The organism is Paraburkholderia sp. GAS32 (assembly GCF_050434225.1).
In the GTDB taxonomy this organism is placed as follows: Bacteria; Pseudomonadota; Gammaproteobacteria; order Burkholderiales; family Burkholderiaceae; genus Paraburkholderia; species Paraburkholderia madseniana.
Genome location: NZ_JBNPVS010000059.1, coordinates 43,377 through 63,078 on the forward strand (window position 1 = coordinate 43,377; position 19,702 = coordinate 63,078).

General features: G+C 59.4%; 20 protein-coding genes and 1 pseudogene. 7 read left to right on the top strand and 14 right to left on the bottom strand.

The genetic code is table 11. The annotated features are described in order from the left end of the window. Positions 1–178 precede the first annotated feature (178 nt). Positions 179–1,261 (bottom strand): FUSC family protein, encoded by a 1,083-nt coding sequence (locus tag P3T25_RS42200; RefSeq protein WP_429363187.1) that lies wholly within the window; start codon positions 1,259–1,261, stop codon positions 179–181. Between the two features lie 41 nt (positions 1,262–1,302). Next, positions 1,303–1,884, bottom strand: a complete 582-nt coding sequence (locus P3T25_RS42205) for a hydrolase (RefSeq protein ID WP_429363189.1) — start codon at positions 1,882–1,884, stop codon at positions 1,303–1,305. Positions 1,885–1,954: 70 nt separating this feature from the next. Here P3T25_RS42205 and P3T25_RS42210 point away from each other — a divergent pair, with 70 nt between their 5' ends. Further along, positions 1,955–2,689, top strand: coding sequence for a TetR/AcrR family transcriptional regulator (locus tag P3T25_RS42210; protein ID WP_429363191.1), 735 nt, complete (start codon positions 1,955–1,957; stop codon positions 2,687–2,689). Positions 2,690–2,880: 191 nt separating this feature from the next. Here the strand turns inward: P3T25_RS42210 and P3T25_RS42215 are convergent, their stop codons facing one another. From P3T25_RS42215 to P3T25_RS42230, 4 genes and pseudogenes are all read right to left on the bottom strand, one after another. Beyond that, positions 2,881–4,212, bottom strand: coding sequence for an MFS transporter (locus P3T25_RS42215; RefSeq protein ID WP_266242616.1), 1,332 nt, complete (start codon positions 4,210–4,212; stop codon positions 2,881–2,883). 50 nt (positions 4,213–4,262) lie between these two features. After that, a pseudogene (locus P3T25_RS42220) lies at positions 4,263–4,373 on the bottom strand (carboxyvinyl-carboxyphosphonate phosphorylmutase); the annotation flags it as partial. Between the two features lie 121 nt (positions 4,374–4,494). Further along, positions 4,495–5,397, bottom strand: a complete 903-nt coding sequence (locus P3T25_RS42225) for an amidohydrolase family protein (RefSeq protein WP_266242617.1) — start codon at positions 5,395–5,397, stop codon at positions 4,495–4,497. A gap of 31 nt (positions 5,398–5,428) precedes the next feature. Continuing rightward, positions 5,429–6,709, bottom strand: coding sequence for an MFS transporter (locus tag P3T25_RS42230; protein ID WP_429363194.1), 1,281 nt, complete (start codon positions 6,707–6,709; stop codon positions 5,429–5,431). Between the two features lie 116 nt (positions 6,710–6,825). Between P3T25_RS42230 and P3T25_RS42235 the strand changes: the two genes are divergently transcribed. Then, complete coding sequence (locus tag P3T25_RS42235) at positions 6,826–7,722, top strand: LysR family transcriptional regulator (RefSeq protein ID WP_429363196.1); 897 nt, start codon at positions 6,826–6,828, stop codon at positions 7,720–7,722. Positions 7,723–7,754: 32 nt separating this feature from the next. Next, positions 7,755–8,009, top strand: a complete 255-nt coding sequence (locus tag P3T25_RS42240) for a hypothetical protein (RefSeq protein WP_266242620.1) — start codon at positions 7,755–7,757, stop codon at positions 8,007–8,009. A 100-nt stretch (positions 8,010–8,109) separates the two neighbouring features. Here the strand turns inward: P3T25_RS42240 and P3T25_RS42245 are convergent, their stop codons facing one another. Beyond that, positions 8,110–8,880: an SDR family oxidoreductase gene (locus tag P3T25_RS42245; RefSeq protein WP_171929490.1), complete on the bottom strand. Its 771-nt coding sequence runs from the start codon at positions 8,878–8,880 to the stop codon at positions 8,110–8,112. Positions 8,881–9,311: 431 nt separating this feature from the next. Between P3T25_RS42245 and P3T25_RS42250 the strand changes: the two genes are divergently transcribed. After that, positions 9,312–10,145, top strand: a complete 834-nt coding sequence (locus tag P3T25_RS42250) for a hypothetical protein (RefSeq protein ID WP_429363199.1) — start codon at positions 9,312–9,314, stop codon at positions 10,143–10,145. A 1,285-nt stretch (positions 10,146–11,430) separates the two neighbouring features. Here P3T25_RS42250 and P3T25_RS42255 read toward each other — a convergent pair. Together P3T25_RS42255 and P3T25_RS42260 are read right to left on the bottom strand one after the other, a co-directional pair. Beyond that, positions 11,431–11,703, bottom strand: coding sequence for a hypothetical protein (locus P3T25_RS42255; protein ID WP_154566695.1), 273 nt, complete (start codon positions 11,701–11,703; stop codon positions 11,431–11,433). Between the two features lie 288 nt (positions 11,704–11,991). Next, on the bottom strand, positions 11,992–12,255 hold the full coding sequence (locus tag P3T25_RS42260) for a hypothetical protein (protein WP_154566696.1): 264 nt from the start codon (positions 12,253–12,255) through the stop codon (positions 11,992–11,994). Between the two features lie 726 nt (positions 12,256–12,981). Here P3T25_RS42260 and P3T25_RS42265 point away from each other — a divergent pair. Further along, positions 12,982–14,565: an EAL domain-containing protein gene (locus tag P3T25_RS42265; protein ID WP_429363202.1), complete on the top strand. Its 1,584-nt coding sequence runs from the start codon at positions 12,982–12,984 to the stop codon at positions 14,563–14,565. A gap of 315 nt (positions 14,566–14,880) precedes the next feature. Here the strand turns inward: P3T25_RS42265 and P3T25_RS42270 are convergent, their stop codons facing one another. The 5 genes from P3T25_RS42270 to P3T25_RS42290 form a co-directional block, all read right to left on the bottom strand. Further along, positions 14,881–15,507 (bottom strand): HEAT repeat domain-containing protein, encoded by a 627-nt coding sequence (locus tag P3T25_RS42270; protein ID WP_429363204.1) that lies wholly within the window; start codon positions 15,505–15,507, stop codon positions 14,881–14,883. Between the two features lie 215 nt (positions 15,508–15,722). Next, positions 15,723–16,169, bottom strand: coding sequence for a hypothetical protein (locus tag P3T25_RS42275; protein WP_266256592.1), 447 nt, complete (start codon positions 16,167–16,169; stop codon positions 15,723–15,725). Positions 16,170–16,757: 588 nt separating this feature from the next. Beyond that, positions 16,758–17,117, bottom strand: a complete 360-nt coding sequence (locus tag P3T25_RS42280) for a hypothetical protein (RefSeq protein ID WP_233465162.1) — start codon at positions 17,115–17,117, stop codon at positions 16,758–16,760. A 246-nt stretch (positions 17,118–17,363) separates the two neighbouring features. Continuing rightward, positions 17,364–17,588, bottom strand: coding sequence for a CDGSH iron-sulfur domain-containing protein (locus tag P3T25_RS42285; protein WP_063496116.1), 225 nt, complete (start codon positions 17,586–17,588; stop codon positions 17,364–17,366). Positions 17,589–18,067: 479 nt separating this feature from the next. Further along, positions 18,068–18,328 carry a transcriptional regulator gene (locus P3T25_RS42290; RefSeq protein ID WP_154566700.1) on the bottom strand — a complete coding sequence of 87 codons (261 nt, stop codon included), beginning with the start codon at positions 18,326–18,328 and terminating at the stop codon, positions 18,068–18,070. A 427-nt stretch (positions 18,329–18,755) separates the two neighbouring features. On the opposite strand from P3T25_RS42290, the gene P3T25_RS42295 reads away from it, so the two are divergent. After that, the gene (locus P3T25_RS42295) at positions 18,756–19,073 is read left to right on the top strand and encodes a hypothetical protein (RefSeq protein ID WP_266262294.1); all 318 of its coding nucleotides are present in this window, start codon (positions 18,756–18,758) and stop codon (positions 19,071–19,073) included. Between the two features lie 154 nt (positions 19,074–19,227). After that, positions 19,228–19,482 (top strand): DUF2513 domain-containing protein, encoded by a 255-nt coding sequence (locus P3T25_RS42300; protein WP_233465163.1) that lies wholly within the window; start codon positions 19,228–19,230, stop codon positions 19,480–19,482. Positions 19,483–19,702: the final 220 nt, after the last annotated feature.

Sequence of the window (19,702 nt, forward strand, 5' to 3'; positions counted from 1 at the left end):
TTCGATGTGCTCGCCCCTGTCTTTGGGGAATAACCGGCTTCTACCCAGAAGCACCTGCGTCAACTATTCGACGGCAGCAGCGATCGGAATCGGCACTACCATACTTGCTGAACACCATGAGATCTTCAGCTAAACGTCGATCGTGCGCCCCTAATCAGAGGCGACTGCGCAGTCCCGCTCAGTCTTGCCGGGGTCTTGGGGCGTCACACGTCGAGCGGCACGTGTCTTTCATGTGCGCCGCAATGGCGGATGCCGTGAGCGCACACAGCAGCCCAATGGCGCTGCCGACTGCCACGTTCAGCAGGCGTTCGCCTCCAAAAATCCACGGCTTTCCCGCTAATACAAAGGCTATTGCCGCACAGGCGCACCGGACACCGAATGCGAGCGTGTACGGACGAATGCAGATGAGCGTCAGCATTGCGGCGAACACAACGAGCACACGCATAAATAACGCATGAGGGATCATCAATCCGACAACCACTCCGAAGGAAACGCCGACAACGGCCCCGGTGAGCCGGCTGCGAAACTTCTGCCGGGCGCTTGCTGCATTTCCGGTAACGACGCTGGCGGCCGACCAGATCATCCACTGACCATGATCGACGTGCCGCCATTCGACAAGTACGGCAGCGCAAGCGACCGCGAGCGCGACGGTGATCATCAGCTCGATATATGCGTTGCGCTCGCTGTTTGGGGAGAGGCGAGTCCACTTTGCGAAATGCGCAAGAGTCGGCTGGCCGGTTTCACGCGAGCGGAAGTGCTCGACTGACGCTAGGAGCAGGATCGGCAACGCGGCTATCAACAGGAACGGCAGGACCTCAACGCTCCGGGTAATAAGCGCCTGCCGCGTGACGCCTTCCCCACTTTCGCAGGCAAGATACAGCGAGGGAATGAACGTGAAATTGCCGAGCGGGCGCAAGGCACTGCCGCCCGCGGTCACCAGCACGGATCCCATGCCCAGCAGGACTGTGGCTACGACAAAGAGCAGCGGGTGCGCGAGCGACGCCATCAGGATCATGAAGCCCGCGCTGATCGCCAATGCGTGCGCGAATACGCTGAGCGGCGCAAGCTGCGAGTGGTCGAGCGCGATGAGCATCGCGACCGGCACGATTGCAGCGGTAAGCCACTCGGATCTGCCCGATATGACTGCAAGGAGGAGCAGCGGGACGAGCGCAAACATGGCGCGACCCAACGCCCGCATGTCGAACACGGTTTCGACGCGGCGCAAGAGCGACGAAGCTCCCGTGTGACGTTCGCTGCTCATCGTCTCTCTCCGGCCACGCTGTGCTTGTCCATCGGGCGTCATCAGGCTGCGAGCGCCTCGAGTACGTCGACGGATCGCCGCACGAGACCGAGCCTCGGGAAGATGTAATTCAGCGACGCATGGTGATGCTCGGGCGCGCCGCAGCTCATTGCGTCCTCGACGAGCACCAGCGAGTACCCGTGCTCGTGCGCGGCGCGAGCCGTCGACTCGACGCCGATGTTCGTCGAAATCCCGCCCAGCACAATGGTTTCGACGCCGCGACGCCGCAATTGCAGGTCGAGCTCGGTGCCGTAAAAAGCGCTCCATTGGCGTTTCGTGATCTTGATGTCGCGCTCCTCCACCGCCAGTTCAACGGGAAAGTCCCACCAGTTCGAGGGCAGTCCGCCGGGGGGAAGCGCGATGGGCTGATCGATGGGCTGCTTCAGTGCATCGCCGAAGTCGGCGCTCCAGCCCACCCGGACCAGGACGACCGGCGCGTTCACTTCCCGGAAGCGCTTTGCGAGCGTTGCCGCGGTAGCCACCACGGCTGCGGCGGGTCGGGGCGCTTTCCCGAATCCGAGAATGCCCTCCTGAAGATCGATCAGAACGAGAGCGGTAGTCTTGGGGTCAAGGTTTTGCAACATGATGGCCTTCCATTGAAAGCGGCGAGCCGCTGGTGTATTGTGAGGGGGTGCTCACAAACAGTATATGAGAATGGCCTCACAAAAGTCAACGCCGAATACGGGCGAGGCGAAGGCGCCGCGCCGCGCCCGCGGACACGCGCGGGTGGCGTCGTTGCTGGAAGCCGCAAGCGCGGAATTCGCCGAAAGGGGGTACGAAGCAACGACGATGACAGCGATCGCCGCGCGCGCGGGGGCGTCGATCGGTTCGCTTTACCAGTTCTTTCCGACGAAAGAGCAGGTCGCAGGTACGCTGATCGAGCAATACGTGACCGAGCTTGAAGCAGCGTTCGACCGGCTGAGCGAGGAGGTGCCGTTGCTTGATGTATCGGTCGTTGCGGGCCGACTGACGACGTTTTTCGTGGCGTTTCGCACGACGTACCCCGCTTTCGTGGTGCTGGTCGACGCGCGTGATGTCGCATTGCCCGGCGCCACTGGGGTACGCGAAAGATTGCGCAAAGGAATCGCATCCGTGCTGGCTGCCCTCGCGCCACGATTGTCCGTGGAAGAAGCATTGTTCCGGTCCGTGGTCGTCCAGCATCTTATGAAGGCGGCCGTCACGCTGAGTTACGATGCGAGCGTGGTTGACCATCACGCGGCGATGCTGGAGTTCCAGCGCGTGGTAGAGCACTACCTTGAGGACGTGATGGAAGCCACGCGTGGTGGACAAACCGGCGCAGCGCATCGAGGCGCAACACCCAAGGAGCGTTCCGCTTCGGGCAAAGGCGTCGGTCCGAAGAGCAAGGGCAAGTCCGGCGTCTCGGCGTGAATGCTGTTGCTGCCCTGCGCCTCATCCCGTCGCCGCGCAACGAACACGTCCGGCGGCGTGCACCTGGACGCTTTCGCAACCGTTTGAATGTGGCGCGTCCCGGTTGAAACGGTCAACCTATCCACGCTGGCGAATTTTCGCGCGACGGCGTCGGCAGTCGCGCTGGTTCTACGAAGCAAGGCGCGCCGGGCTCACTGCCGCCGCCTGACATTGGTTTCAGGCATCCGTAGATAGACGAGCAACGAAATGGCGGCCCAGATTGTGACGTACCAGAAGAAGTACGGCTCGTGGCCGGACGCCTTGAACCGCAACGCGACAAATTCCGTCGTGCCGCCGAGGACCGCGGTTGTCAGCGCGTAGGGGAGCCCGACCGCAAGTGCCCTGATCCGCGCCGGAAAAAGTTCCGTCTTCACCAGCATGTGGATGGAAGTGAATCCGCTCAGCATGAGCAGCCCGGCGAAACAGAGCATGAACATCGTCACCGTGCTTTTCGTGCGGCTGAGGGCCTCGAAAAGCGGAACCGGGAACAGCGTGCAGCTCAAACCGAAAAAGATCAGAACGGGGCGGCGCCCGATCAGGTCCGACGCCAGACCGAACAACGGTTGCAGGGGCAGGTACAAAAGCAGCGCGCCGGTGGTGATGAGCGTCGAGGTCTGCTTGCTCAACCCGGCGGAGTTGACCAGGAACTTCTGCATGTAGACGGTGTACGTGTAGAAGGCGACCGTTCCACCTACCGTGATGCCGATCGCGAGCAGAATGTTGCGCCAATGCTGGATCAACTGACGAACGACGGGCGGTGACGATTTCCGGCGGCTCTCCTCGAAATCCTGCGTCTCTCCGACATATCGTCTCATGTACATGGCGAAGAGCGCGAGAAGACCACCTATGACGAATGGAAGACGCCAGCCCCAGCGCTCGATCTGGTCCGCCGTAAAAAGGAATCGTTGCATGAGCAGCATGAGGCCGAGGGCGAGCAACTGTCCGGCGACGACACTGACCTGCAGGAAGCCCATGTAGAAACCGCGGCGGTTAGCCGGTGCCACCTCGCTCAGATACGTGGCGCTGGTGCCGTATTCACCTCCCGCGCTGAGCCCCTGCAGAAGCCGGGCGGCAATGAGGAGCGCAGGGGCGAATACACCGATCGTTTGATATCCCGGGGTTACTGCGATAATAAGCGATCCGAAGCACATGGCGGCGACCGACCACGTCAGAGCCAACTTGCGGCCCTTACGGTCCGCATAGAGCCCAATCAGCACACTTCCAAGCGGTCGTGCGACGTACCCCACAGCAGCGATCACGGCTGTGTTCATCAGTTGCACTGTGGGGTTTTCGCTCGGAAAGAACGACTTGGCGAAATAGATCGAGAAGATGCTGTAAGCGAGAAAATCGTACCACTCGATCAAGTTGCCCACGAGCCCGCCGGCCAGCGAGCGGAGGCGAACGGATGCTCTGCGTTCCTCCTCCGCTCCTGAACCGGCGGTCGCCAGGTTCTGTTGCAAAGCGCAATCTGGATGGCCTGCCATGTCGGTGTCTCCTGCGTCTCTCGTTTTTTGGAAGGGGGTATTCGTCGCGGTCAATCGGCGTCCTTGTATCGTGCGTCGAGCTCGTCGTAGATCGGCTTATTGGCGAGTCGCTGGCGCTCGCCGAAGGGCGCGACGATCGCCGGATCCTCGTCGAGCACTCCGGGCACCAGCAATCCCTTGCACGCGGCAACCTGTTGGCGAAACGCCAATCTGCGAGAAGCGGCAGTGGAGTTCATAGGCTTTCCTCAATCGGTAGTGAATCGGTTGACGGCGCGTGCCGCGTCAATCGAAACGAAACAGCTCTCTAGCTGACAGGCCGAGAATCACCGCTCGGGTCGATTCCTCCGGAACCCAGGCCGCGAGCGCGCGAATGGACGCTGAATAGTCAATCACGTCCTGATGCTGGGTATGCGGCCAGTCGCTGCCCCAGACGAGGCGCTCGGCACTGAAAGCCTCCAGCAGCGGGCGAGTAAGCGCTTTTCCAAGGCCAAGCCCACCGTCGCCCCGCGAACTTCGATAAGCGGCCGACAGCTTTACCCACACCTTGCCGGTATCGGCAGTCGAGAGCAGATATCTGAACCCAGGATCCGATGCCCCGGCTTCCGCATCCGGCCTGCCGAAATGATCGACGACCACCGTGCATCGCTGCGCGAGCAGCTCGCCGACGATCACGGGCAGATCTCTCGCCTCACGATGCACCTCGACGTGCCACCGCAGGCTGTTGGCGCATGCGAGAAGACGCGGCCACGCGCCGTTTCGAAGGTCCGGCAGCGGCAAGCCCACGAGGTTCAGCCGCATGCCGACTACGCCCGCGTCGGCAAGTGACTCCAATTCTTTGTTCGACACTGCTGGGGCGACTACTGCGACACCGCGAAACCGCTGCGGATACTTTCGACATATCGCCGCAAAGAACGAGTTGTCGGTTCCGAGGAAACTGGGTTGCACAAGAACGGCGTGTGACACGCCATTCCCGGTGAGATACCGAACATACGAATCCAGCGTTGCATCGTAGTCCGGTGCGTGGCGCCGCTGCGGAGCGAGTGGCAACCCTCGCACGAACACGTGCGCATGTGAATCGACAGCGGTGACACGAGGTGTCGGGTCACGAAGCCACTCGGCCACGCCGGCCCCTGCGTCGGCAGCATGTATTGCCGCATCGCTCGTACTGAGGTCAAGAGCGCTCATGGGTCTTGGCTTTCCGATTGTTGAATACACGTCACTTGGGCGACGGCACCGGCGTTTCGGAGACGACGAGCGACGCAGGGCCGGCAGCGCGTTGCCTGTTTGTCTCGGGAAGCAGCAAGGCGGCGAGCACGACCATGCCATACGCGATTCCCGCGTCGATACCGAGCGCCGCGCCGAGCGGCATGGAGTTGCTCATGTGCCCGATCAGCACAGGGAAACTTGCAGACACGACGCGGCCGAAGTTGTAGCAGAATCCGACGCCGGTGCCCCTGATCCCCTGCGGATACAGTTCGTTGAAGAGCGCGCCAAGTGTGGCGGGGATGCCGGCCGCGAAGAGGCCGAGCGGAAAGCTCAGAATGAGCATGGCCGTGTCGCCGATCGGGAGGAATACGTACAGATTCACGGTCGCGGCGCAACAAAGCGCAAACAGAATGACGTTGCGGCGACGACCTATCCGGTCCTGAAGCCAGGCGCTCAGGAAACAGCCAAGAATGAACGCGACGATGACCACCGCCAGGTAGCCGCCGGTACCGAGTACGGATAGATGCCGCTCCGTCTTCAGGTAGGTCGGCAGCCAGGTCGTGATCGCATGGTACCCGCCATGGGCGCCCAGTCCGATCAGGGCGCCGACAACGGTCGTGCGAATGACGGATCGGTGAAAGATGCCCGCGGCGGTGTTGAAGACGCCCTGTTTGTCATGGGTGTGTTCGGTCCGACACGTGTCTCGTCCCGGTTCCACAACGTTGCGTCGCAGATAGATGACCAGCAGTGCGGGCAACGCCCCGGCGGCAAACAGGACGCGCCAAGCCCATTCGGGGGACGCCAGCGAGAAGACGACTGTATAAAGGATGACCGCTCCCGCCCAACCGAATCCCCACGCGCTTTGCACGATGCCCATGGCTTTGCCTCGATGCCTGGCATTGATGGTCTCGCTCAGAAGCACCGCTCCAGCCGTCCATTCGCCGCCGAAACCCAAGCCTTGGAGTACCTTCAGTACGAGTAGCTGGTCGAAGTTCTGCGCAAAAGCGCTCAGAAACGTGAAAAGCGAGAACCAGACGACCGTTATCTGCAACGTGCGGACCCGGCCGAATCGGTCGGAAAGCGTACCTGCGAGCAGTCCACCAAGCGCGCCAGCCACCAGCGTGGCGCCACCGATCAGGCCGGCCTCGCCCTTGCCGATGCCCCAGGTGGCCAGCAGCGTGGGAATGACAAGGCTAAAGAGCTGGGTATCCACGCCGTCCAGCCCCCAGCCCGCGAAGCAGCTCCACAGCGCTCTCTTCTCGGCTCGAGAGATTTGCGCGTACCAGCGCATAGTCTGTCTCCTTGTCGGGCGTTTTTCGCCTTGATGTGTCGATCGTTTCCGGGAGTCTAGGATGCGTGGATAATCGCGGGTACTATGGAAACGATCTTTATTCATAACGCGACAATATGGAATCTGCGCGAAACCTCAAGTACTTCCTGGCGGTCGCGGACGCGGGAAGCGTGACGGGCGCCGCTCAGGCGCTGGGCATTGCGCAGCCGGCCCTGAGCCAGGCTATTACCCGCATCGAGCGCGAACTCGGTGTCAAACTATTCGAGCGCACGCGGCGTGGCGCCGCGCTGACCACCGCTGGCGCGGCGATCGTGGACGACATTCGCCTCGGCGTTTCGCGTATCGACGCCGCAGAAAAGCGGGCCCGGGACATTGGTGCCAAGCTCGGCGGCAGGCTGACGGTCGGGTTCGCTTCCACGGCGTTGTTCGACGTGTTGCCGAGGTCGATAGCAGAGCTGCGGGCCCAGGTGCCCGGCGTCGAGCTGGTGTTGAAAGAAATGAGCAACGCCGAGCAGGCCGCCGCACTCGAGGAGGGGAGCATCGATCTGGGCCTGCTCCATACGCCGGTGGCTGTGGGAGGCAAGATGCGCGAGAAGCTGATCGTCCGGGAGCGGATGCTCGCGGTGATGCCGCTTGCACATCCGGTTTCGGAAGACGGCAAGGTGAGTCTGCGCGAGCTCGCCGACCTGGGGCTCGTCTGGTTTCCGCACGATCAGCTTCCCTTGATTCGAGCGGGGATCCTGAGCGCCTTCAGGAAGGCAGGATGCGAGGCGAACGTCGTCCAGCACGCAAACCGCTCGCTCACGGTGCTAGCCTGCGTCGCCGCCGGCTGCGGCGCGTCCTTGTTGCCGCAGTCCGTGCAGGCCATTCAGTTCGCTGGCGTCAGACTGTGCGAGGTCCGCGATGGCGCCGCGCTCCCGTTCTTCGAGCTGAGTGCCATCTGGCCGCACCGTTCGAAGCCGGCCCTCGCAGATAAGTTCGCATCGTTGCTTCGTCCGAATCTCTCGACCTGATGCCACTTCGGCGCGAATGAGCCGTTCGTCGCATGGAGGTGTGCGACCTGCGGTTCGACACCGAAATCGCGGTGGAGGAAGCTGGCGCGAAGCGAAGCATTCTCTGGCATCATCAGCGTGATGATTTCTTCGCGCTCGATTATGTGAAGTCCGAGGCAATGGTCTTTTTGAACTGCCTCTTCCCCCTGCTTTCGGTCTGCATTGTCCACTTTGGCGGACGTCACGAAAAGGAGCATGTCCAGGCATGCCGCTTCTATCGTCACCAATCAAACGACCGTAATCAGTGAGGAACGGACGCCCGAATGTCCGAGCGACGAGTCAGGCGAATGACGCTTCATGGCCGGTCGCTGCCTGTCATTGATCGGCGCCACGTTGCGCGAACCGCACTCAATCGTCGGTCGTTCCGGGCCTCGTCGCAGCAGCAGGCCACCCGCCGGAAAAGTCAATTACAGCGCCAGTCAGAAACCGGGACTGTGTCGATGCGAGAAAGCAGATCAGTTCGCCGATCTCTTCCGGCCGGCCTAGCCGACCCACTGGTACCGTAGTCCTGACGTAGTCACGGCCTTCCGGCTCGTCTACGAAGACAGCGCGTGGATAATAAGCCTCGCTATACAGGAAGTTCGGTGCCACCGCGTTGACGGCAATGTTAAGTGGCGCAAGTTCGACGGAAAACGATCGAGCCAATGCATTCGCGGCATCCCTCGCAGCATCAGGAATGGCGCCTCCATGCATCGGCAGTTTCGTCCTGCACGATGTCACTAATACGAGATTCCCGCCGCCCTGCTGTCTCATACGCGGGATGGCCGCCTTTACCAAAGCGAAAGGACCGACCACCAGCTTTTCTAGTGTCTGCCGCAGGTCATCCAGTGATGCATCTACAGTGGGCCGATGGATAGCGGGAAAGTGGTCGTTACTGACAATGGCATCAACCCGCCCAGTGACGGCCCATGCGGCTTCGACCAGCACCTCAACACTTTTGCCGCTCACACGCTCGACACTGCCATTCGCGTTCGAAAAGTGCTCCCACGCGATGTCGTCCACGAAGGAATCATCGTGGGCAAGCACGCGGAATCCCGCATCCAGCAGTGCTGCTACGGCAGGCGGGCCGGCATAGTCCGACGCATTCGTCACAAGTGCAACCTGTTGCTCTTTCTTCACAGCCGCTCCTCCTGGTGGTTCCGAAGCCGCGCGACCCGATGGACACCAGCGACCGCGCCTCCCTCGCGTCTGCTATGGCGAATCCCGACGTTCGGCTCAGCGTTCCATACTCGACGTCCGGCCCGTTTCGACATCGCCTTCAGCGAATCGCGTCACGAGTTTCCCCCTGTCCATGCGTTGAAACAGTTTAGGCGTTCAATGCGCGGCGCTCGCACCTTGAATCTGGCATTACCCTCTTCTCCCCGACCTATGCCTTATCCGTCACTGATTCCAAATCGATCACCAACGATCTAGGACGGTGCATCTAGCTTCTGGCCGAAGCTTGCCGATAGAGCGAGCAAACGGTGGTGGCCACGACCAGCAGACCCCGTCTACTTAGGAAGCGGACCGGTCCTGAATATCTTGACGCCCCTCCCCTGGTTCTGGTCCGGTTGGTCCCCTGGATCAGCATATTTTGTCAAGATGCTCACCGCCGCACTAAAGCGATTGTGGCGAAAACACACAACGCCAATTTTGCTCTGATTACTGCGCAAACGATTGCTTATACTCTCTGCACCTCTTTCTCCGAGGCGCATCGTATGCGGCAGGAATGGCTTGAATTTCTCCAGCGAGTCGACTGGAACACTCCGGTAACTTTGGCGCTGACATCAGCGGCAGTCGGTTCTGTCGTCGGTTCTGTCATAACGCTCGCCTGGATTTCAGCGAGGGATGCTAGGGAGCGCAAGCGTCAGCGACGCGATACCGCACTGGAACTAGCGTTATCGCTGGAAAGCTACGCCCGAACCTGTCGGACAATGATGCATAAGGCCACCTGGGCAGCAGCGGAGCCGGTCGGCCATTTGAACCGCGAAGCCAGTAAAGGCGTTTCCATTCCCGCCTTTGCCTACCTGGACAGGCTTCACTGGCATGTGTTGAGCCGCGAAGTTATCTCCGAGCTCCGTGAGTATCCGGCGACAGTGCACGCCGCTCGGGAATATGTGGAAGCGTTTCGCGAATTCGGCGAGCCAATCGACCTTTGTGGTCAGGTTGAATACGAATGTGCGAAGGCTGCGATGGCAGCGCTAGCACTTGCGCGGGCCACGCGCCGGCGGCACGGAGCCGCGAGGTGGAAGCCGGGTGCCAAAGACTCAGCCTTGGAGCGCGAACTGTCCGACTTCATCGCGAACGCTGAAGAAAAGCGCAAGGAGTCGCTCGAGCGTCGAATGGAGGCTACAGTCGATCGGCGAGTTGACTTGCAACGGTTCAAACAGGTGCTAAGCGCCTAAAACATCGTGAGCTCGGATCGCGCCTGCGCGGATAGTTTCCGTAACCGACCCGATATAGATAGTCCGTCCCGCTTTCATCGATACTGGTGGGACTGGCAGCGAGCTGCCAGTCGAGGCGGGACATGCACTCGTGGACTACGAATAAGTCGACCCAAACGCCGGGACGATTGCCGCTTTAGCTTCGACCCATCATTCGCCCTTCTCCTCGCAATCTGTCCCGAAAAAAAAGATTGAACGGAGATCTATGGTTTCGGAGGCCGGTGCCGATAAGACCGCTCATAAGTCCCCCGCCAGACGAGGCTTCCCAATGCCATTTGATTTTATCGCCAGCCGCCCGACCCGATTAAAACGTACTCTCGTAATCCTGGTTGGCTGTACAGGCGTACTTGCCAGCTTGTCGATTTGGGGCCGGGTGCCCGCCGATGTACTCGCTGACGCGGATAGAGAGGTCGCCCACTTCGGCCCCGCACTAGTGGGCACCGCGTGTCCGGTCGAAGGAGCAGTCGCAAGGGACGCCCGCGGTACCTTTCTCATGTGTTGGAAACAGGTCTGGAGCAAGCCGTAGACCCTACTCCATATCGCCCCGGCGTCTCTGGCGTAACGCATGGCGGACAACCGGGATTTTCTGATTGAAGGTCCGGCACGAGGCTAGACGCAACGGAAGAAGACCAGAGTGTCGTGTGCCTTGCGTCCGAACGCATGTGACCGAAGCTTCGGTTAGGGAGCGTACCCGAAGATGCGCCCGTCGCAATGCGCGCAATGCACTCGCTCGGCGAACCGGTCGATGTACCGACTCGCAACCCACAGTCGCCGTGCTCGCTCTCAACAAACTCTCCAAATGAAAGACACTTCCCGGGTCCGTAGATTCGCACAAGCGCTCGCCCACACGCTGACGAAAAAAAGCCGACAGGTCGTGTCGGCTTTTTTTCTGGCGCGGGGGTAAATGTCCTGGCGAATCGACCGGGAAGAGAGACGAGTCATGCCGGCCGGCGGACCCGTGTCGATGCTGTTGGTCTGACTTGTTCGTGGCAGCACGAGCGCACTGCAATGCACTGGGCAGGCGTATCGACGCTGGGCGCAGAGCGCCGGTCGAAGCCAGTCGCCCAGGGGGACGCAAGACCGGGCGGTGGGGCGATCCGGCCAACTGTTGAAGAGCTGGAGCCGACTCGTCGTCGGCGGCGACTGTCGGAATACCGGCCGCAGCTCGTCGATGGCGTCACCGAGCTGTTCAGTCTGAATGGCGAAATCTGGAAGGAGTCGTCGCTCCGCCCGCGCAGGGTTTGCGCTATTGGGCCGCTGTGAGTTTGGGGCCTGTCCTCAATGCCTGCCAGCCTGTCTGCGGCTCCTTCCGCTGATCGCTTACCTGCTCGATGCCGCTTTTCAACACCGCTTCACAAAAGGCCAGGCGAGCTCGGTAGTAATCTGCGTGCATCTGCGCGTCAAGGATCCGTTGTTCAGCCTGGAAGAGTTCCAGACGCAATTCCCGCAACGCTTTTTCGGCCTGCTTCTCCGGAGTAAGAGCGTTGCGTACAGCCCAGCTGGCTATCCACCGCAGCATGATGAACTCCTCTTATCGTCAGGTGACATTCCGCCGGCTTCAAATCGGACTTTTACGCCGGGGGCACAAAACGCCACTGTCCCGACCACTTCTTCATACAGCCACTGGTGAGTCAGCGCTATCAATAATCAGGGAGTACCTGTGCGTCACACTGCGCGGTAGATCACGTTGTTGCGAAAAAATTTCCCGCCGCCCATGCAACCGGCTTTTCCGCGTCTGCGGCGAGATCATATGGATACACCGTAACATGCACCTGGAGCAGCCACACATCACTTGTGCGTGGTGACGTCACTCCCTCGAGATGACGCGTGAGCAATCGACGAACGTATGCGCGCGCCCCTCTGCGTAACGCACTGCCTCGTCAGTGGACAAAAATTCAACCGACTCGGCAAAACGTGCAATCACGTTTGCCTGGATGAAGGGCTCCCGCTTATACACGTACCACGCGACTGCGTAACGCCGCTCGGTACCGTTGAACGACACGGATTGATTCTCCGTTACCTCGACGTAAACGCCGTGCCCCCGATACGGTTCGCAAGAATGGCCGTACATATTTCCTCCCCAGCGTCTGCGCACTGGACAGGTTAGGCTAAGCAACAAGCATTCCAGGACGTTCGTTCTTTACAGAATGCGCGCCTCGTGGTGCCCGCAACGAGGTGAGGTCTTACGCGCCATGATCGGTCGGATAAGGTACTTCAGTTTGCCGTGGTCGGACGGCGCCTGCGTGAACCACTTCATCGCGTCGATTCGTTCAGTACCGCGCCGATCGGCGGAATGCTCTGGCCTTGATTGGAGTTTGCAATCAGGTGCTGGGCAAAGAAAAAGCCGCTCGAAAGCGGCCCGTCGTGCCTCACCTCTTGTCGCCGTCGATCGTTATGCGTACGGGTTGCTGGGCACGCGATGGAATTCTTCGATCATGCGCTTTTTTGCGTCCGCGAGCTCCTGGTCCAGGCACGCCAGCGCACGCCGCGCCTTCATTGCGTTGACGCCCGCCGACCTCGCCGCGTCGATTCGCTCCTTTGCCCTAGCGACTTCGATGGTCAGCCCCCGACCCGAAGCCGACTCGGGCGACGAAGCGATAAACGCCCGCTTACCGTCGGAGGTCGGCCGCTCGCATTCGCCCTGGAGCGGATAGAGGGCGCATAAATCAGACGCATTGAAAAAATAGCGCCAGATACTATCCTTCAGGCTGGCATCGTAATCTCATACGTTCGACTCTGAGCATGCCGCATGTGGCGCGAAGCCTCCCTTACGGTCATTCACGACGGGACTTGCGAGATGATCAAGCGGCTGTCGCTTATTTCTGCTTCTGTCGCGCTGGGCTGCATAGTTACAGTTGCCCCCGTGCTGACCAGCATCTATATCGCCGACGAGGATGCAGAACGTCGCGAGCAGGAAGATTTGCAGCAGTTCGCCGCGAAAGCCGTGATGCGCACGGAGCTTGTCACCTACCAGGCATTCGCCGCTATTGCGGATATGGAGGCGGCCCCCGGCAGTCTTTGCTCTCCCGCCCAGATCGCACGGTTTGCCCGCGTGTCTTTTAATTACCGATACGTGCAGGACGGGGGGGCATACGGTGGCGGACGCTATCTGTGCTCACCGCTTTTAGGCGACGTTCGAGCGCAACAACTGACAATGCCTGCGCCCGATTGGCGGACCAAAGACGGCTATCTGGTCTGGTTCAGGCATAAGAACCCCCTCAGCGACGAGCGTGAGGATATCCAGATCGGCCTCAACGGACACTATGTCTCGATCGACCCGCAGTCCTACGTCGATCTTATCGACCCCACCCGACGACCGATCGCGGTGGTCAATGTCGAGACAAACACAATCCTTGCGTTGTCACCTGGTGCGAATGCCGACGACATGCTCAACGCATGGAAGCTGGCTGGGCATGTGAACAATGAACAATGGCACTACGCTGTCGCCCGTTCGACAAGCCGGCCCCTCGGGGTGATAGTCAAGTCTCCACGTAGCAGCCTGGTGGGTCAATGGCCTGGTTTGCTCGTGATGTGGCTTTCGATTGGTGTCGTTGTCGGAGGTGCGCTTGGCTGGATTGCGTTCAGGCGAATCTCGCGTCAACTCTCCTTCCCTGCGACGCTCGAATGGACCATAGCACGCAAGAGACTCGACGTGGTTTTCCAGCCAATCGTGCGCCTCACAAGCGGCGAATGCGTTGGCGTAGAAGCGCTCGTCAGGTGGAACCTGAACGGACGCAGCATCTCGCCGGAAATCTTTGTCGCGGTCGCGGAGCAAAACGGCCTTATTCAGCAGTTGACGGACCTCGTACTGGACAAGACGATTGACGAGCTATCGACGCTCTTGCGCTCGCGTCCTTCGTTCTACGTCTCAATCAACGTGAGCAGCGAGGATTTGCGGACGCGCCGTTTCCTGAACGTTCTTACGGCCCGGTTGCAGGAGACGGGTATTCGACCTGCTCAGGTCAGAATCGAAGCAACCGAGCGAAGCTTCATGGATGCCGACGCAACGCGGCAAACAATAGCGGCATTCAGGGATGCTGGCCACCCTGTCTATATCGATGATTTTGGAACCGGGTATTCCAGTCTGTCGTATCTGCAAACCTTTACGATCGATGTCCTGAAAATCGACAAGTCATTTATCGACACCATTGCACAAGACGCAGCATCCAGCGTCGTCGCGCCTCATATCATCGAGATGGCACACGAACTGGGGGTGGAAATCGTGGCGGAAGGCGTCGAGCGCGATGTCCAGGTCGAATATCTGGTGCAGAGAGGCGTCCAGTATGGACAGGGCTGGTTGTTTGCGAAGGCCATGCGTGTTAATGAACTTATCGTCTGGCTTAACGAAAGCAGATCGACGCTTCAGCCGATCCATCAATAATCCTGGTGCGCGATGCGATGCCACGCGTGCCCAATGCACCTACGAACCGCAGCTGGCCGACGACACCACTTTCCGGGGGATGCCGAAAACCGATCGTCTCTTGTGCCTGGAACAGCAGACATCTCCAAGTCTAATCCGTGGGTCCGGAAATGGCCGCACCGGGTCCGACGCAGATGTCGGAGCATCGCCGCGCGCGGCGTCTATGCGAGTGGCGTAAGACGACCCGGAAGGGTCAGTCGCATTGTCCTAAAGCGGACGTTGAATCTAGCCGCATAGAACGCTAGCGTTGGGTGGATAAAGACTCATCGTCGGCACCTACGACTGGTTGGCCTCACGCGCCTCAATAGCCTCTATAGCCGCTTGAGCTGAAGCCTTCACATCGCGCTTTCGAGACTTCAGGTTTTGCGCAAGAGCAGGCAGAGCTTTGCGCGTACCCAATTGATTAAGGGTGGCGTGGCAGTAGGTTGCGTCATAGGGATCTGCGGTGGTCGCGAGAATCTCCAGCAACTTATCTTCAGCCTCGGCATTCTGGCAGCGCTTAAGAGACCGTATTGCGGAATACCTCACGCGCCATCGTTTATCCTTGAGAAGAGGAAACAGCGGCCTAACATCGACGCTTTCTGGCTTCGGAATATCAGCAAGCAGCTCAAGGATTCCTGCCAGTGCATGCTTGTCTCTCTCCTTGGATGAATATCCAATTAGGCGTGACGCGCACTCCTCGCTGAGGCAGTTCGTTCCGATCTTACCGATTATGAAGTAAGCCGCTGAACGCTGTTCCCTTTCAGGCTTCTGATCCAGGTACGCATCGAGTTCATCAACTAACTTCTTGTCGTCAAGCAGTTCCGCTTCGCGATACGCCTGCCATGAGATTGAATCGTCCGAGTTGACTACCTTCTCACGCGCTGTCATCCGTTGAATCAGATCAACGAGATCCTGCCGCATCACCACACCTCACGAAAACATATTTTGAATGTAACGGATCGGCCGGCTGAGCGAACGGTGACCGACTCGGCAGCCCAAATTGTCGCCGATCCGGGTGACGACGTCGAACGGCCGTTGTTGGCCGACGGACTGACGCGGTCGGCTCAGTTCGACCCGAAGCAGTCTTCCGGGGAACCCGATAGCGGACGTTCGTCGGTAACAGTTACGACTCGCGCTCAGTCTGAACTTGCGCCGATGAAAATCGTGGCATTCGAAGCACTTCGGAATATAAAGGCAAAGTCCCAAAAGACTGGATAGAACGGATGTCCTGCCTCAAATGCGAACGCTTCGACACTCGTTGCCTTCGCCATCAAAAGACGCAATTCCGACAAAAGCTCGCCCACCATTCCCGCTAGGACCTCCGATTCGAGAGCTTCTTTTGATGGTCCTGCCGAATTGTCGCCAGCATAGAGAAGACTGGATTTTACGGTCTCGACGACTGACTCAACACCTACCTCCGCGACATCAACTACGATTGTTCCCTCACCAAGCGCAGCCGAGATTAACTCGGCAGATTGATGAAGATTGGCGGCCGCAACCGTGTACGTCTTAAGAAACACACAGTAGTTCAAACCACCGCCCCAAAGCTCCTCTGAAATGTTGTCCAGTAGTACCTGATTCATAGTCGTCCCGTAGCGACGCGATTACCGTCGACAAACTCTAGTCCCGGTTAAAAAATATTGAATGTCGTGCGGCGTATCGGCGATGATGACGCGCCATCCAACTAGCCAGACGGAGCATTGAAAATCATCTAGCGGACCTCCTGCCGCCGCCCTGCTGGTCGCACTGAGACGGATGGCGGTCGTCCCTGTTCGACCCTGAACTGCCCTTCGACCCGGAGTGACTTTTACGGCAGCTTCCAAGGTGAAACAGCCATTCGTCCCCTGGTGTCTGCCGGCAAGTCATCGGCCATTCAGGCCGGATGCCGATTGCAGCCGCGTGCCACCTTACATGATGCGCTGTCTGTCCGCTTTCGAGAACGACGAACGGATTCCGCGGACACGAAAAAGGGGGGCGCGGGCCTTGCGGATGCGGGTGACGTTCGATCGGTTTCGGGCGAGACGTGCGCGGTCGAGTTGGTGGCGCTAGCCGGCAATCTTCAGCGCGAGTTCAGCGACATGTTTTGTCCCGGAAGCGCGCGATATCCAGCTCATTTTGCGAAGTCCCGATCTTCTTGCTCCGCCGCGCCTCCCCGATTGCACATACGTTGCTCAATGTGGCTCGCCGAGGCAAGCATCAGCGACATCGACGATCGGCTCGCTGTCGCCATAAGCTTCGTAAAAGCGGTCGACGCACCTTATCTGACCGAAGGTCCAACATGTCCCGGGTGGATCATGACCCAGCCACATCACAGTCGCCGCCGCCTTTGTCCGAAGTCCCCATTGTTGCCAGTCAGAGCCTGTTGGCAAAAAACGACCGTGCTTGTCCGTGTACAAGTTCAGGTCCAGGCCGTATCGCTTCAGGTATGGCGGGTTAAGGAGATCCTCTATAGCAGGCTTTTCGCCACGGGAAATTCGGGCGTTTTCGACTGCCTCATCCAGCCGAAAATCGCTCATGGCACGGCTGATCACTGACAACTCGAACAGCAGCGGCGCGCCAATTGCCAGGCACGTAACACCTAGGCAGAGTACGAGCACTGCAAGAACGCGCCTTCCGGTTAGCGATGTCCGCGACACTCGCGTCCCCCATCGTCTGCTTTTCCTGTATGCCTGCGCGCGCTCGGGCAGCGTGAAACCACGCACAGTCTCGTTGGGACAATGCACAGCCTTGACGCGTGTGCGAAGCCCGCGCCGAACTTGTCGACAGCGCCTGATGCATCAGGGTGTTTCACCTTCCTGCGGCTGTTCGTCAAGATTGCTCTTGAACTCGTACTTCTTGTGCGAACCGTCGCAGAATGGCTTGTTCTGCGAGTGGCCACATCGACACAGCCAGACCTCGTCCTTATCCACCTCAATGTTTTTCCCGCCTTGAGTGGTAATCTTGAAGTCGCCCTTGATGTGGTACGGGCCATCATTCCGGGGGGTAATAATTGCAGTCGCCATTTGAGCCTCCGCTGATTCTGAATCACGCGTTCCGCACACGTTCGGGACACTCGATGCGGCAACCTGAATACAGGTCAATTTCAGTCTATATCTGATACCACATGAAGGTGCGGCGAGCGTTGCGGCATCGCACAAAAGCTTGTGGAAAGGTTCGCCGCGAATGGTATGAGGACATCATGATCTGGCTTGGTGGAGGCGGTAACTATCGGCCACAGTTTCGGACGCTCGAACTCGACGCCCCGTAAGCGGACGGTCACCTGTGAGATTGCAGGGCGCGACTTGGCAGGGCCACGCTGACACCAGTCAAGACCGCCGCGTAGGCGCATTGGGCTCTGGGATGCCTTGGGGTTAGTGATCGATGCCGCCCGCATCGCTCCGGATCGACAAGGCCACATCACTCCCTCCCCCGCCGTTGATCCCGCGTCCACTTCGCCATACCTGCTTGCTACGCTCGGAGAGTTCGCCGCAACAGCGGGATCTCATTCCGGCTTATCGAAGACGCCGGCTTCGAGATCCTGTCTGAAATGCTGCACCCAACCGGTTTCGAAGCCGATGGGGTATTCCCTCGCAATTTGTGTTGATAGTCTGGTTACGGTGACATATCCCTGCAGGCCGACGTTCTCGTCGCCCTTGGGGTCAGTCGTATCCGTTTCCAGCAGGTCGAATTCACCTTCTGTCAGTCCCTTGCGCTGCAAGGTCGCCAGGAAAGCCTGGCGTTCATCCGGTTCGATCAGTTGCATCTTCCGCCCTCCCGTCTGTCCGATACCGATATTCGTGGTCCCCTTCACGACGTTGTCATAACCCCAGAACGTTAGGCAGTGCCCAAGTGCGTCATAGCTGCGGCTGAGGTTGTGAAAACCGAATGCCATCCGCTCATCTGGGTCCGATCCTGTCGCAGCCGGGAATCACCAGCGTACAGCTTTTGTGCACGCGCTCGATGGAAAACTGTCCGAACAGTTTTGTCATAGGTCCTGCCATCCTTCATGACCCGTCGCAATTTGCATTGGTGCGCAAAGCGCCTGGGCTCGTATCTGTGCCGATTGCAACGTCCGCTCGCTGGACGAGCCGATGCGAATGGACGGATCAGTCCATGCGCAGACCGATAGCAGAGGTTCGTTGGCCACAACAGGGCTACACTTAAAATGGGATAAATTCCGGAGCAATACCATGACCGACGCTACCCCCCAAAGCACATTTCGCGGTCTTCCCCTGACGCCGGAGCAGGACGCAGAAGTCAGGCACTACATAAAGAAAAAAGAACAGCATGGCGCGCCGTGGGACACGCCGGAGTTGGAGGCCATGCTTCGAGACATGCTGCAGCCCCCGAGCGACGACGACGGAGGACCCGGTTCCACCGTCGACGAAACGAAGGCGGCCACAGAACGCGCGACAGCTTCCATCGACGAGACCATGGAACCCATTGAAGCCTGCGAAGAGCGGAATGCTGCGATGGAAACCGAGGGTATGAGGGGACCGAAGCGTTGAATCCCAGGCAGCGCTCGCGACTGGTGTCGAAATTCACCCTACGCGTTCGGACCGTGGCATGAGCCTGTTGGGAACCCGGAATCACATCGATTGCGCGGACGTTGTACCCGTGGCGCCCTTTCGATGCGTGTCCTATCTGCGACAGGAGGAGATCGTGAAACGCGATATGAATCTGGCACTCGCAATATTGAAGACTCTCGAGGAAAACAAATCCCCGCACCTCAGCGAATTTGACATTGAAGGCGCGCTCAAGGATGCGTTCGATGTTTCGAACCGGGGTGTGGGGTATCAGTTGAACCTGCTGGCCGACGCAAATCTCGTCCGCTCGATGGGTAGCGACTGGCGGCTAACCTGGGATGGCCACGAGTTTTTGAAATCGGCGGTCCCGAATACCTTCGAAGACACCTGAAGGGTGACCTAAGCGCTGGAAACATCCCCCGGCTTTCGTGAAGACAACCCGATTGCAGGGGCATCGCACAGGAGCCGCCGATCGCAATAGCAGTTTGCCGAAGCACGTTCGATTCCACGACTTGATGACGACCGCGCCCACCGTCCAGCCAGCCGGTTTTGTACAGCCGCATGTGCGGATATTCCTGGTCTGAGGGGAACATGGACCGGTTAAAGCATGC

Excerpts from the sequence above, each read along its gene's own strand:
- P3T25_RS42235 (WP_429363196.1), top strand. The coding sequence starts at position 6,826 with ATGGAATCTGCGCGAAACCTCAAGTACTTCCTGGCGGTCGCGGACGCG.
- P3T25_RS42225 (WP_266242617.1), bottom strand. The coding sequence starts at position 5,397 with ATGAGCGCTCTTGACCTCAGTACGAGCGATGCGGCAATACATGCTGCC.
- P3T25_RS42210 (WP_429363191.1), top strand. The coding sequence starts at position 1,955 with ATGGCCTCACAAAAGTCAACGCCGAATACGGGCGAGGCGAAGGCGCCG.
- P3T25_RS42205 (WP_429363189.1), bottom strand. The coding sequence starts at position 1,884 with ATGTTGCAAAACCTTGACCCCAAGACTACCGCTCTCGTTCTGATCGAT.
- P3T25_RS42230 (WP_429363194.1), bottom strand. The coding sequence starts at position 6,709 with ATGCGCTGGTACGCGCAAATCTCTCGAGCCGAGAAGAGAGCGCTGTGG.
- P3T25_RS42275 (WP_266256592.1), bottom strand. The coding sequence starts at position 16,169 with ATGAATCAGGTACTACTGGACAACATTTCAGAGGAGCTTTGGGGCGGT.
- P3T25_RS42240 (WP_266242620.1), top strand. The coding sequence starts at position 7,755 with ATGGAGGTGTGCGACCTGCGGTTCGACACCGAAATCGCGGTGGAGGAA.
- P3T25_RS42255 (WP_154566695.1), bottom strand. The coding sequence starts at position 11,703 with ATGCTGCGGTGGATAGCCAGCTGGGCTGTACGCAACGCTCTTACTCCG.
- P3T25_RS42265 (WP_429363202.1), top strand. The coding sequence starts at position 12,982 with ATGATCAAGCGGCTGTCGCTTATTTCTGCTTCTGTCGCGCTGGGCTGC.
- P3T25_RS42295 (WP_266262294.1), top strand. The coding sequence starts at position 18,756 with ATGACCGACGCTACCCCCCAAAGCACATTTCGCGGTCTTCCCCTGACG.
- P3T25_RS42215 (WP_266242616.1), bottom strand. The coding sequence starts at position 4,212 with ATGGCAGGCCATCCAGATTGCGCTTTGCAACAGAACCTGGCGACCGCC.
- P3T25_RS42270 (WP_429363204.1), bottom strand. The coding sequence starts at position 15,507 with ATGCGGCAGGATCTCGTTGATCTGATTCAACGGATGACAGCGCGTGAG.
- P3T25_RS42290 (WP_154566700.1), bottom strand. The coding sequence starts at position 18,328 with ATGCAACTGATCGAACCGGATGAACGCCAGGCTTTCCTGGCGACCTTG.
- P3T25_RS42200 (WP_429363187.1), bottom strand. The coding sequence starts at position 1,261 with ATGAGCAGCGAACGTCACACGGGAGCTTCGTCGCTCTTGCGCCGCGTC.
- P3T25_RS42285 (WP_063496116.1), bottom strand. The coding sequence starts at position 17,588 with ATGGCGACTGCAATTATTACCCCCCGGAATGATGGCCCGTACCACATC.
- P3T25_RS42260 (WP_154566696.1), bottom strand. The coding sequence starts at position 12,255 with ATGTACGGCCATTCTTGCGAACCGTATCGGGGGCACGGCGTTTACGTC.